Origin of the sequence: Geobacillus sp. BMUD, from assembly GCF_013096845.1 — a bacterium.
Lineage (GTDB): Bacteria > Bacillota > Bacilli > Bacillales > Anoxybacillaceae > Geobacillus > Geobacillus vulcani.
The window spans coordinates 131,759-144,205 of the sequence record NZ_SDLA01000003.1 but is presented as its reverse complement, the minus strand read 5'-3'; the positions used below and the strand labels follow the sequence as shown (position 1 = coordinate 144,205).

Sequence of the window (12,447 nt, the reverse complement as noted above, 5' to 3'; positions counted from 1 at the left end):
GGTTGAGTGGACAAATGAATAGGCAAGAACCAAGCAGATTCCTTCCACTCGTAAAATAGCCAAGGTAGAAAAGAACTTCCGTCATGTCGGATATCTAGGGTTGGGACGACCCGAAGTCACGCTCAGGGAGACGAAAGGTTGCTTTCGTCGCGGAACTGAGAAGCTCCCACTTTAAGCAAAGCTAAGTGGGAGTAGTTCACGGCCGCAAGCCTGCCAACTGCCCGGCAAGGCGCAAATAAAAGGAACGAATAGGAAACAACGGATTCGGGTCAACGCCAATGACTTCCAAATGATCGACATTGTACGTTCCCATGTCATTCCAAACCCCTTTTTGTATTGTCCCGTCATACGGCACGATTCGATCGCTCGACCCACGTTTTGGACCGTTCATCGAAACCGTATTGACGATGCCGTCGTTTTCAAGCCAGCGGTCGTCAATGCCGAGCGTCGGATTGCGGTACAAACCGAGAAACGGAGCGCAGACGACTGCACTGAATGCATTCATGCCGAGCTCCGGATAATGGTTTCCGGTCCATGCGCCTCGCTCCGTTCGCTCGGTGGAAAAACTCAAATAATACGTGCTTGGACTCGCTTGCACCCACCGGTTCAGCGCTTCAGCGCCGGGAATGGATAAATCGTAGCGGGCGGTATCTGTGGACGTCCAAACCGGGGAGCGCTTGAGCCGTTCAACATAATGGTCGAACGATTCACCCGGCTGGCGGCGCAGTCCCCATTGGTCGAGTTTGAAGTCGTACACGCTGTCTGTGTAAGGCACATTGCTGGCGACAGCCGCCGTTTTCAGCACCGCTTTTTGCAAATCAAAGAAGCGGTCGGTGAAATCGACCATATTGACAAGCGTCGTTCCGTCATGAGGAGTGGCAATGGTCGTCACACTCAACACACAATGATGTCCACCTTCAAACAACGGTGACAACGACACATTGTGCGCCTTGGCGTACTCCCGCTCTTCTTGGCTGCCATTCTCTAGGAGTGAGACAAGCAGGCGGGCCGTCTGTCCTCCTTGGCTATGGGCGATGATATGAATGAGGCCGCCCCGTTTCAATTCTGGCAACAGGCCGGGATACGTGCGGCCAAACCGCGCATGACCGTGCTTTGCCGCATGGGCTGCCCCGTAATCGACCGTCCCGCCGACAAGCTGAGCATACGCTTCACACGCTCGGTCCCAATTGCTTGAGAGCGGTCCAACCGCCAGCGTATAAGTTCGATAACCGTTGTCGTTCAACCATTGTTCGATATCGCCGCGCACGCCGCCCCAGTACTTGAATCCAACCATTTCGTCCCTTCCCCAGCCGGTAAAACCATGGAGAAGCACGATGGGGGCATCATTGGCGCGTGAAGCTGCCGCTTCGGCCCGCCCTCCCGCGATCGATAGACCGAACACAAACCATAATCCGAGCAACAGAAACAGAACCCGACAGCATTTCATCATGCTCTCCTTCTCCTCCCCTCGAATAGACTGAACCTCCTTATGGTTAATTGCCTGAATATTCTATACATAATAATCAGGATATTCAATCCCGGCAATTGTCGGATTTTCTTGTGAGGGAAAGAGAAGGCCCACTTCTATACTGATGCATTTCGTTTCTGGCTAACTGCAGAAGAACTCTCCACTCTAGGAGATCTTTCGTTCAATCATCTCCTTCGCTTTTACCCATGTATGGGCTGTTAGCTAATTGGCAATCAGACAGAACTTTTGCTCGTAATGGGCGAGCGCCAACAGCGGAAAAATATAGCGGTAGCTATGATAATGGATGTAAAAGGCGCCGGCCATCCCTTGTCCGACCGGGTACGAGGCGGTCCAATCCGGGTGATGAAGCATACGGACTAGGGCGCGAACACCGGCTTTCATTTCCGGGGTCGGCCGCTCGGCGGCAGCGATCAGTGCATCGAGCGCCCAAGCGGTATGGACGGGCGTGCTGGCGCCAAGCGGCACATACGTTTTTGCTCCGTCACTTTTGCACGACTCACCCCAGCCGCCATCAGCATTTTGGATGCTTAAAAGCCAATGAACAGCTTTTTGCATCGCCGGATGATCGGCCGAGACGCCGACAGCCGAAAGCCCCGTCACCGCTGCCCATGTGCCGTATACATAGCAAATCCCCCAGCGCCCATACCACGAGCCGTCAGCTTCCTGATGGTCAAGCAGCCAGTCGACGGCGCGGGCGACGGCGGGGTGGTCTTTTGTTAATCCAGCGAACGTTCCGAAATATTCAAGCGTCCGTCCGGTCAAATCCGCTGTTGACGGGTCCATCAACAAAAATTCCGCCCCTTCGATCAGCAAATACCGCCAAAACCGTTTGCCTACGTTCTTTTCAAACGCCGCAAACCCGCCGTCATTGTTTTGCATTGAAAACAGCCATCGATTCGCCCGGTCCCACGCATGGCGAAACGCCGTCTCTTTGGCCGCCGCCCGACGGATGGCGCGCAGCGCGGCGGTCGTATCGTCGACGTCCGGATTCATCGTATTCACATCGGAAAATCCCCAGCCGCCCGGTAGGCTGTGCGGATTGTGCACCGCCCAGTCGCCGTAGCGAATGTGCTGGCGCGACAACAAATAGCGGTTCGCTTTCTCAATCGTCCGGTCAGTCGACGGCACGCCCGCTTCCTGCAGCGCATAGCTCGCCAACGCCGTATTCCAGACGGAAGCGGTGGTATATTGCATATGCGTATGCCCATCGATTTCGGTTCGCAGTGAGCGCAAACCGCGAACAGCCCGGGCAATATGCAGGTCGTCTTTTGGATAACCAAGCGCGAGCAACGCAAAAATGAACAAAAACGTCGAGCTGAAATAGCTGTACAACGTTCCATCCGGCTCGATATGACCGAACATATAACGGACGGCGCGTTGTTTGGCGGCATCGTGCAGCTCGTCTGGAAAACCGGTCAACGCTCGCTTGATGTATGACCATAGCGCCCGGTTTTCCGGCAGCCGCCAACCTCCGCGGGAAGCGGCCAAATCAGACAAGTCTGGGCTTTTCGCCGTTTTCCTACTGTACCGGCGCTCCGCGGCGACCAGAAGCGGAATCATGTTCGCCCTTCCATACACGGAAAGGTCATACATATTAAGCGGAAACGACGGGGGGAGAAGGAAAAAGGCAAGCGGCAGCGGAAACCGTCTAGGCCATGGGTGCTGTCCGGTCAAAGCCAGCATCACTTTTGTAAATAGATGGACGTTCTCTAAACCGCCCATTTCCAAAATGCGCATTTTTGCCTTTTGCATGTGCGGATCGGTTTTTTTTCGGTAGCCGGAGTAAAGCAAGGCATAATACGCCTCGGTTGTTGCCGTCACGTTGCCGTCTCCTTCATCGGCAAACAGCTTCCACGCCCCGTTTGCCTCCTGACGGCTTTCGATTCGCTCGACGAGCGCTTGGATCAATGGTTCATCATTTATTTCGAGCGTCCGCAGTAAAATGATCATATAGGCATCGGTGGAAATGCCGGTTTCAAACGGAAACCGCCACGATCCATCAGCTGCTTGGGACTGTTTGAGCGCATCAATGAGCACACTTCGTTCATCAGCCACCATTCATCGCCACCTTTTTTCGAAAATCCCGTTTCTTTCCATATTTATTCAATTGGCGAGCCCATGATGCGCCAAAAGGAGGTCATCATGCGTTGTCGTAAACCGAAAACCTCGTCTCTTCCCCTTTCTCTCGTTGATGTCTATCGAGAGTTGAAGAAAAAGAAAGGAACAACGGCGGTATCAGAACGCGATCTGACAGCCAAAGAGCGGCAGCTCATCCGCCGCATCCAGGCGGTGACGGCGGAGCAAAACGAAAACAATGTCACCCGGACAGCGGCCTATCTCAATTTTTACTTGCGCCATCGCGAAATTCATTGGGCATTTTTAGGGCATATGGTGTCGCGCAACGGCGGCTGGAATATGACCGATTTAAAAGGGGAACTGCTCATGAGGCTGCTCTCGGAAGACGAGCGGCAGTCGTTTTTCGCCTTTTTGGAGCGCGGCAATTGGCTCATTTTCCAAGACATTTATCCGCAGTTTTTGTTGTATGAGGAAAGCAAAAAGCGGGGAGAGCCGTTATTTTATTTATTGCCATGGCTTGGCGTCTCGACGTTTATGGAAACGATATGGCAACATTTTTGGCGCCGCGGCGACCCGTACACGTTGGCAATCGCCCTAGTCATTAACGAACAAAACTACTTGGAGCAACGGGTCGTTCAACATCCCGTATTTCGGCAAACGGTCTTTCAGACGCTCGGGTTTAAACTGCAAGAGCTGTTCCATTTCAATCACATTTTGTTCCCGTATGACGACGGCCAGGGCGGCACCGCCTTGATTGGCCAAACACTCCATCAATTTGAGTCGCTCCATGAACGTATTTTGCTCGGCAAACGGCTGTACGCCATTTTGTTCGACGACAGTGAAACGCTGGAAAAAATCGTTCATTGGGCGTCAAGACATCCGCATACCGGCTCGCGCAAAGACTATTGGCCGCATTTGTTTAACGACGTGTGCGAGTCGTTCCCAAGGGAGCCGTACCGCCGCCGCATCCGCGATTGCCGAATCGTTCCCGGCGCCCCGCGCCTGTACAGCCCGCAGCTTCGTCACGCGTGGAAAAACATCGTCCACGAAGCGGCCGAACCCGGCGATTGGTTTACGGACCCGCACGTTGTCCACTATCTTGTGAAAATGGAAGCATCAGTGAATGGGGAGATGGTCAATGCCTATTGTGAAACGCTCGAAAAAATGGAGCTGGCGATCATCGCCAAACACGCCTTCTTTCACGCGCGCTAGCCGCCGCGCCTACATGGCTTCGGCGCTGCTCGCTTCCTGGGCGGGGACGTATTTGGATTTGTATTTTGTGGGAAAAGGGCTGTATACGTTTCCGAAACGTCCCTTTCCTTCTGTCTTTTCGATCGATATTTTCTTTACCGTTATCGTGCTGCCGCTTGGCACCGTTTTGTTTCTTGCCTTCATGGAGCGGCTTGGACGCATCGGACGGGCAGCTGCCATCCTCTCGCTATCAGCATTGATATCGGCATTCGAGTCGAAAGCGGAAGAAGTGGGCTGGTTCATTCACACCCCTGAATGGAGCCACTGGTATTCGCTTGTCGGCTATGGCGTATTTCTTGCAATGATCTGGAAATGTTACCGCCGATTTCAGAGAATGGACTGACTAAGACGGTGCATAAACATGTGAACCACAAGCCACGATAACGACAGAAAAGATCCATGGGCAACCTTTTGCCCTCCACCCGGGGATGAACATCACCGCTTGCCGGCGCGGGAGTTTCACAGAAAAGGTCCATGAGCAACGTTTGCTCTCCACCTAGGCATGAAATGGCGACTCAAGGGGGATGAGCGTTTTCACGGCCAACCAAAACCGGCGGAAAAAAACGAGCCGCTGTCGGATGGGAGGGGAGTGATTGAAAAGAACAAAAGGCGCTTTCGTATGGTGGGGGATCATCATCATCGCCGCCGCTGTTCTTCTATCCAGAACAGCCACAGATGGAAAAGCGTCCAAAGCAGGCAAAGAAACCGTCACGACCGTTTATTTGGCCGGAGACTCTACAGTGGCCGCCGCCCCCCCTTCCCTCGCTCCTCGGGCTGGATGGGGCGAAATGCTGGGGGATTGGTTTGACGATAAGGTGATCGTGAAAAATAGGGCCGCTTCCGGCCGAAGTGCGAAAAGTTTTATTGAGGAAGGACGGCTCGATCGCATTTTGCACGAGCTCAAGCAAGGAGACTATTTGTTCATCCAGTTTGGCCATAACGACGAAAAGGCGAACGATCCTGAGCGTTACACCGAACCGTTCGCCTCTTACCAAGCATATTTAAAACAATATATTGACGGCGCCCGCGTGAAAGGGGCGATTCCCGTCCTCATCACTCCGGTCGAGCGGCGGCGCTTTTCTGCGGATGGGCGGGCGCTCAACTCGCATGGACTTTATCCTGCGGCCATGAAGGCGCTTGGGGAGAGAGAGCACGTTCCGGTCATCGATTTGACGGCAAAAAGCAGACAACGGTTTGAACAGCTCGGCCCGGAACAGACGAAACGGCTCTTTTTATGGCTTGAGCCGGGCGAACACCGTAATTACCCAAACGGCATCAAAGACAACACCCACTTTCACCGGCGGGGGGCGAAAGAAATCGCCCGGCTCGTCGCTGAAGGGATTGTCGAACTCAACCTTCCTCTTCGCCGCCACCTCATCTGTTCACCGGAACGAGAACCTATACGAGACCGTTAAGCCAGGCGGTCACTAGACCGCCTCAGCGCTGAAACGCCGTAACGCCGGCAGCACCTCACCTGCTTTTTCCCGCACCCGCCCCACCTAGGACGGGTGTTTTTTCACTTTTTACTCCCGCTAGGCGCTGTCTGATAGCCAGCATACCACCTGCCCTTTCCATCTCTACCGGGCGCTTCCGACGTATGGCGCTTTGCCGCTCGATGGTGAATGGTACATTTTGTTCAACAAGCGGTGGTATAGGGACGCAAGCACTTGCTGAAACAGCATGCCGAGCACGACCGGCACGCTCACTGGCGGTGGAAAATAGGTCATGGCCAGCACCGCACCGGCGCTAATGTTACGCATTCCGCCGATAAACGTTAACGCAATAATATCCGAAGGGGCAAACCCGAGCCATCGGGCCGCCATCCAAGAAAGAACATAACCGGAGCTCGCGATCGCCAAGACGAGCAACGCCATGAAAAACAGCCGGGCGTCAACACGGCCAAAATACGGGGCAACGACCGCGCTGTTGATCATGACGACAAACGCCAGCGCCAGCTTGGAAAACGGCGACAGCACCGCCGCCAACTGCTCGTTCGCTTGAGTAGACAGCCGTTCGCTCGCGAACATGCCGGCGAATGACGGCAAAATAATCATCAAAAACAAACCGAGCATCATCTGACCCACGTCGAGCTCGACCACGCTTTTGGCTAATACAAGCAATGTCAGCGGCACAATGATGGGCGATAAAAACGTATCAATCAAAATGACAGAAAGGGCAAGCGCCAAGTTTCCGCGGCCGAGCGACACCCAAATAAAACTCGTCACCCCGGTCGGAATGGCAGCCGCCAACACAAACCCGACCACCGTCAAACGGTCGCTGCCAAAAAACAGATGGCCAAGCCCAAACGCCCAGAGCGGGATGACAAAGTGAAGGAGGCACAGCGCCGCAACGATCGGAGCAGGATGGATCAGCGCTGCTTTCAAATCGTTCAAGCGCAAGCGCAAACTGCCGCTAAACGTCATGAACGCAAACAGCCATGGCACAAGCGCGGCATAGCGGTGCAGTTCGTCCGCTAGCCAGACGCCGGCTGCCACACTCGCCGGCGTAAGAAACGGCAGCGCCTTCTCAAGCCGACGGTTGATCGATTGCCACATCGGTTTCATCTCCAAATCTAGTCATGAGCGAGGATCATCGCCTTCGATTCGTCTACCCTCTTAATTATACATCGTCATCGCCTGATGAGAATAACCGATTTTCCATGAAACCGATGGCCGACGATTGGGCTTTGGCCGCACGCGCTATTGCTTATTTCGCTACCTTTTCCCCGATCCTTTCAGCCGGCAGCAAAATCTCGTTCCGTTTGACATCGTACAACCCGTACGGAATCAAGCGAAGTCCTGGCAAAAAGTCGCATGTCAAAAACAACAGCGTATACAAAATATCATGGAACGGAAATCCGCGTTCTTGAAGAGCGGCCAGCAGCTCATCATGGAAACGGACAGCCGTGTCAAACGAATGGTCGGTTGTCATCATGCCGGTAAACGGCAGCGGAATTTCCACCACCGGCCGGCCGCCATCGATGACAACAATTCCACCGCCCATTTCATGCACCCGCTTCGCTGCCGCCGCCATCGCTTCTGGACGTTTGCCGATGACAAGCAGCTCGGTCGTGGTGTTGTATGTGGACGCCATGCCGTCAATATCGACGGCAAACCGTCCCAAAATGGCTTTCGCAACCCATTGGCCATTGCGAGCGATCAACGAGGCGTACAACAACCCTGGATGCTGGGAAAGATCCGCATAGCCGTCAATGGACGGAAGAGCCACCTCTTTCCGTTCGGTAATGACATTGCTTTTAAAATACGCGGCCGGTACTGGCTGATCCGGCTCCGGGTGCGGATAGCGGTATAAACGCTCATCATCAAGCCGCTCTTTCGCAAACAAAAACGGCTTTTTTGACACATATCGATTCCAATCAATGGCTGGCAGCGGTGCGAGCAACTTGCCGTCGCGGGCGACGATGCTTCCTTTGGAAATAACAAGCGACGGCTTGAAAGTGACCAAATCAGGGAGCAAAATGACATCCGCCAGTTTCCCCGGGGCGATGCCGCCGATTTCATCGTCCAACCGCAAATACGTCGCCGCATTGATCGTCGCCATTTGCAGGGCGGTCATCGGCGGTACGCCAAGCTCCACAGCCTTCCGGACCAATCCGTCGACAAACCCTTCCCGCTCAATGAAGCCTGGGTGTGGACCGTCTACGGTCATCGTAATCCGCTGTGTGCTCACGTTTTTCTCGGTAATTAAGCGGATAATTTCAGGAAAATCCGGGCGGAGCGAGCTATGACGAAGCGCCGTCCATAGGCCGAGCCGCAAGCGATGAAGCGCCTCTTCAGCCGTGATGGCTTCGTGACAAGAACTGACACCGCTCACAGCGATGCTGTTGAGCTTCTCGTACGAACAGCCAGCGGTATGACCATCGACCACTTTTCCAGAGCGTTTAGCTGTTTCAATCGTATCGACTAAAAAAGGATCACCTTGATACAACAACGGCCATCTTGTCACTTCCGCCGTCCCGACGACTTCATCCATCTCGAGCAGCTCTCGGATTTCCTGCGGGTCGAACCAATCGCGCTCTCCTGGAAAATCAGCTTGCGACACCAAACGAACAAGCCAAAAGAAATTGCCCGGCAATGCCCGCAAATCCTCAACCAGCTGCCGAAATCCATCGGGACCGAAGTGCAAATAAAAAAATAAGTTGTCATTGACTGTTGTTGTCGTGCCGAGCGGCAACACCTTGGCCGTCATGCTGACGGGATTGTAAAGCACCCACGGATGGGCATGCGGCTCAATGAACCCGGGGGACACATACATCCCTTCTGCGTCAATTATAACCGTATGCTCATCAACGGCGACCTCGTTTTCCCCAACATAGGCAATCGCATCTTGATAAATAGCGACGTTTTGGCGCAAAAATTCACCGGAATAGACGTTAGCGACCATTCCGCCTTGAATGACGATATCGGCCGGACGGCGCCCTTGCGCCACTTCAATCAACTCCGTCCGCTTCGCTATTCGAATCACTTCTCTTCCCCCTTTCTCGAATTAGAGAAAAAGCAAGCCAAGACGCAACAAGGCGAACTTGGCTCTCGCATCATTAAGCATTTAGCAGCGGATTCATATGGACGCATGCCCCTACACCGTCTTCTTCCAGCAGCTGTCGGACATCATCAGGAATCGACAGAGCAAACATGCGTCCGTTCTCCTCTTTCACCCAACCCCGCAACTCAAATCCATGGCCGGTCCGCACATCTTGTCGGAACACTTCATGGCGCAATTTAATCGTTTTACGGTTGACTTCCTCAACTGTAGTTCGAATCATAATAATGTCGTCGTAATACAATGGACACTCAAACGTGCAGCCAACATCCAACAACGGCAGAATGATATGTTGCTCCTTCATCAATCTCGCCGGCGGCAGCCCGATGCTGCGGAAAAACTGATGGGCGGCAATATCGAACCATTTAAAGTAGTTTGGATAATAGACGATGCCAGCTGCATCGGTGTCGCCAAAGTTAACGCGCAGCTGAAACTCATTTTGCTTCATAGTCGATCGTTCCTTTCGCCTCGTTCATCGTTGTTTCAATAGTTGCCGCAGTTTAAAACGCTGAATTTTTCCGGTGGCTGTTTTCGGGAGTTCGTCGATCAATTCGATAATGCGCGGGTATTTATAGTGGGCCAGATGTTGCTTTGCAAATTGCTTGAGCTCTTCTTCCTTCTCGGCCGAACGAGGAACGCCGTCTTTCAACACGACGAATGCTTTCGGAACCACTAACCCGTTTTCATTTTCCACACCTACCACGGCCGCTTCCAACACATCGTCATGCTGCAACAAACAGTTTTCTACCTCGATCGGAGAAACCCAAATGCCGCCGACCTTCAACATGTCATCGGAGCGCCCGCAATACCAGTAATACCCTTCTTCGTCGCGGTAATATTTATCACCGATATACAGCCATTCGCCGACGAATTTTTGTTTGTTTTGCTCATGAAGATTCCAATATCCATGGGCGATCGAGTCGCCGCGAATGATCAAGTCGCCTACTTCATTTGGCGGCAATTCATTCCTTTGTCCATCAATGATTTTCACTTCGTAGCCTGGGACTTCTTTTCCGGAGCTTCCCGGTTTGACGTCGCCAATGCGGTTGGAAATGAAAATGTGCAGTGCTTCCGTCGAACCGATGCCGTCTAAAATGTCAACGCCAAACAGCCGTTTCCATTTATAATAAAACGAGGGCGGCAACGCTTCGCCGGCGGAGACACAAACACGCAATGAGCTAACATCAAAGCGCCTGCCCGCTTTTTCCACATAATCAATCATGGCACCATACAACGTTGGCACGCCAAAAAAGATCGTCGGCTTGTATGTTTCAATCGCCTGAAACATCACCTCCGGCGAAGGCCGCTCTTTCACAAGCACGGTCGAGGCGCCGACGCCTAGAGGAAAGTACATTCCCCCGCCGAGACCATAAGCGAAATACAGTTTGGATGCGGAAAGGCAGCGATCATGTTCATTGATTTCAAGCACCTGTCTCGCATAGGTGTTGAGCACATATTCCATATCGTGCTGCAAATGGATGATTCCTTTCGGATCACCCGTGCTTCCTGAACTGAACAGCCAAAATGCCGCATCATCCTTGTTCGTCGGCGCTGCTGTCAACTCCCGACCAGCGCGGACGAGCAACCGATGAAAGGAAAGCGTTCCCTCAACAGAATTGTTAGCGTTTTCATAAATAACAATCACATCTTGCAAAAAAGCGAATCGCTCACGAATCGGCTGAAGGCGCTCCCATAAATCTTCGTGAATGACCAACCCTTTCGCCCGGCTGTTATTCAGAAAATATTCATAATCCGACGGTTGCATCATCGTATTGACTGGAATCGGCACTGCCCCGATTTTGATGGCGCCAAAAAACGTATAGATAAACTCGGGGGTATCGTGGCAGATCATCACCAGCCTGTCTTCCATCCGATAGCCAAGCTCCCGCAGCATATTGCCGGTCTGGTTCACTTTTTCTTGCAATGTTCGGTACGAAATTTGCTCATCGCGGTAATAAATCGCCGTTTTATCGCCTAATCCGCTATGAACGTTATGATCAATAAACAACCCCGCCGCATTGTACAGCCTTCCGAACCCGCGCAATTCCATCGTTTCACCATCCCATTCCTCATGAAATTGAACTGCCCGGTAAATCGGCGTGCCAAACAAACTGGGCAGCGAAGCCCTCGAAAGGATGCACCTATCCTTTTTTAAGGGCTTCGCTCACCTCACATTAAATGCCTTTCCAATTGGGTTGGCGTTTTTCCAAAAAGGCGCTCATCCCTTCTTTCGCGTCTTCTGAGCGGAACAGCAAGTTTTGCAGCTCACCTTCGTAGCGGATCGCCACGTTCAGCGGCATTTCTTTCCCGTTCATGATCGCCAGCTTGATATTGGAGACAGCATACGTCGCGCTGTTCGCAATCTTGCGTGCATACTCCCGCGTCCGCTCTCTCGTTTCCGCCTGCGGGAATACCCGGTTGACCAGCCCAATCTCCAATGCCTCCTGCGGCGTGATTGTCTCTCCCGTAATGTTCATATCGAGCGCCCGCGAATACCCAACGAGCCGCGCCAGCCGCTGCGTCCCGCCCGTTCCGGCCAACACCCCGAGCGTCACCTCCGGCAGCCCGATTTTCCCGGCTTCATCGCCCATAAACCGCAAGTCGCACGCGAGTGCCATCTCCAAGCCGCCGCCGACCGTATGTCCTTCTAAGCAGGCAATGTATACTTGCGGCGAACGGGCGATTTTATCAAGTGTCTCGTTACAGAACAGGCAAAATTGTGTTTTAAACCGCGGATCGGCCGACCGCAGGAAATTAATGTCCGCCCCTGCCGAAAAAAACTTCGGCACATCACTCATAATAATGACGACTTTGATGTCTGAGTCAAAGCGAATGTCATCGATGGCTGCATTGAACTCTTTGTAAAATTCCAAATCATACGAGTTCGATTTGTTAATGTGCAAGTGAATCTCAGCAATTCTATCTTCTTTGACAACAGTTAAATATTGTTTTTTCGTTTCTACAGCTGTCATTATTTTCATTCCCCTTCCGTAAAATTTTTTGATGGTTTCATACAGGCAACGACGGATAGACCTTGCTTTGAAAGTTCATTTCCCTTGCGATTCAAGAGA

Annotated in this window: 10 protein-coding genes; 3 read left to right on the top strand and 7 right to left on the bottom strand. The window is 52.7% G+C overall.

Annotation, left to right across the window (positions count from 1 at the left end; all coding sequences use genetic code 11):
• Positions 1-196: 196 nt before the first annotated feature.
• Both ETC05_RS06390 and shc read right to left on the bottom strand, forming a co-directional pair.
• Positions 197-1,447: an esterase/lipase family protein gene (locus ETC05_RS06390; RefSeq protein WP_171660662.1), complete on the bottom strand. Its 1,251-nt coding sequence runs from the start codon at positions 1,445-1,447 to the stop codon at positions 197-199.
• 243 nt (positions 1,448-1,690) lie between these two features.
• Positions 1,691-3,547: a squalene--hopene cyclase gene (gene shc, locus ETC05_RS06385; protein ID WP_031409036.1), complete on the bottom strand. Its 1,857-nt coding sequence runs from the start codon at positions 3,545-3,547 to the stop codon at positions 1,691-1,693.
• An 84-nt stretch (positions 3,548-3,631) separates the two neighbouring features.
• On the opposite strand from shc, the gene ETC05_RS06380 reads away from it, so the two are divergent.
• The 3 genes from ETC05_RS06380 (at position 3,632) to ETC05_RS06370 (ending at position 6,231) form a co-directional block, all read left to right on the top strand.
• Positions 3,632-4,777 (top strand): DUF2515 domain-containing protein, encoded by a 1,146-nt coding sequence (locus ETC05_RS06380; protein WP_171660624.1) that lies wholly within the window; start codon positions 3,632-3,634, stop codon positions 4,775-4,777.
• Positions 4,704-5,159, top strand: coding sequence for a CBO0543 family protein (locus ETC05_RS06375; protein ID WP_171660623.1), 456 nt, complete (start codon positions 4,704-4,706; stop codon positions 5,157-5,159). Before ETC05_RS06380 ends, ETC05_RS06375 begins: the two co-directional genes overlap by 74 nt.
• Positions 5,160-5,409: 250 nt before the next feature.
• Positions 5,410-6,231 (top strand): rhamnogalacturonan acetylesterase, encoded by an 822-nt coding sequence (locus ETC05_RS06370; protein WP_171660622.1) that lies wholly within the window; start codon positions 5,410-5,412, stop codon positions 6,229-6,231.
• Between the two features lie 162 nt (positions 6,232-6,393).
• Here the strand turns inward: ETC05_RS06370 and ETC05_RS06365 are convergent, their stop codons facing one another.
• From ETC05_RS06365 to ETC05_RS06345, 5 genes are all read right to left on the bottom strand, one after another.
• Positions 6,394-7,371 carry a bile acid:sodium symporter family protein gene (locus ETC05_RS06365; protein ID WP_171660621.1) on the bottom strand — a complete coding sequence of 326 codons (978 nt, stop codon included), beginning with the start codon at positions 7,369-7,371 and terminating at the stop codon, positions 6,394-6,396.
• 151 nt (positions 7,372-7,522) lie between these two features.
• Positions 7,523-9,301, bottom strand: a complete 1,779-nt coding sequence (locus ETC05_RS06360; RefSeq protein ID WP_171660620.1) for an adenine deaminase C-terminal domain-containing protein — start codon at positions 9,299-9,301, stop codon at positions 7,523-7,525.
• Between the two features lie 73 nt (positions 9,302-9,374).
• On the bottom strand, positions 9,375-9,824 hold the full coding sequence (locus ETC05_RS06355) for an acyl-CoA thioesterase (RefSeq protein WP_171660619.1): 450 nt from the start codon (positions 9,822-9,824) through the stop codon (positions 9,375-9,377).
• A gap of 24 nt (positions 9,825-9,848) precedes the next feature.
• Positions 9,849-11,426 carry a benzoate-CoA ligase family protein gene (locus ETC05_RS06350; protein WP_171660618.1) on the bottom strand — a complete coding sequence of 526 codons (1,578 nt, stop codon included), beginning with the start codon at positions 11,424-11,426 and terminating at the stop codon, positions 9,849-9,851.
• A gap of 124 nt (positions 11,427-11,550) precedes the next feature.
• Positions 11,551-12,348 (bottom strand): enoyl-CoA hydratase/isomerase family protein, encoded by a 798-nt coding sequence (locus tag ETC05_RS06345; RefSeq protein WP_171660617.1) that lies wholly within the window; start codon positions 12,346-12,348, stop codon positions 11,551-11,553.
• Positions 12,349-12,447: the final 99 nt, after the last annotated feature.

Excerpts from the sequence above, each read along its gene's own strand:
- ETC05_RS06390 (WP_171660662.1), bottom strand. The coding sequence starts at position 1,447 with ATGAAATGCTGTCGGGTTCTGTTTCTGTTGCTCGGATTATGGTTTGTG.
- shc (WP_031409036.1), bottom strand. The coding sequence starts at position 3,547 with ATGGTGGCTGATGAACGAAGTGTGCTCATTGATGCGCTCAAACAGTCC.
- ETC05_RS06380 (WP_171660624.1), top strand. The coding sequence starts at position 3,632 with ATGCGTTGTCGTAAACCGAAAACCTCGTCTCTTCCCCTTTCTCTCGTT.
- ETC05_RS06375 (WP_171660623.1), top strand. The coding sequence starts at position 4,704 with ATGCCTATTGTGAAACGCTCGAAAAAATGGAGCTGGCGATCATCGCCA.
- ETC05_RS06365 (WP_171660621.1), bottom strand. The coding sequence starts at position 7,371 with ATGTGGCAATCGATCAACCGTCGGCTTGAGAAGGCGCTGCCGTTTCTT.
- ETC05_RS06355 (WP_171660619.1), bottom strand. The coding sequence starts at position 9,824 with ATGAAGCAAAATGAGTTTCAGCTGCGCGTTAACTTTGGCGACACCGAT.
- ETC05_RS06350 (WP_171660618.1), bottom strand. The coding sequence starts at position 11,426 with ATGGAATTGCGCGGGTTCGGAAGGCTGTACAATGCGGCGGGGTTGTTT.
- ETC05_RS06345 (WP_171660617.1), bottom strand. The coding sequence starts at position 12,348 with ATGACAGCTGTAGAAACGAAAAAACAATATTTAACTGTTGTCAAAGAA.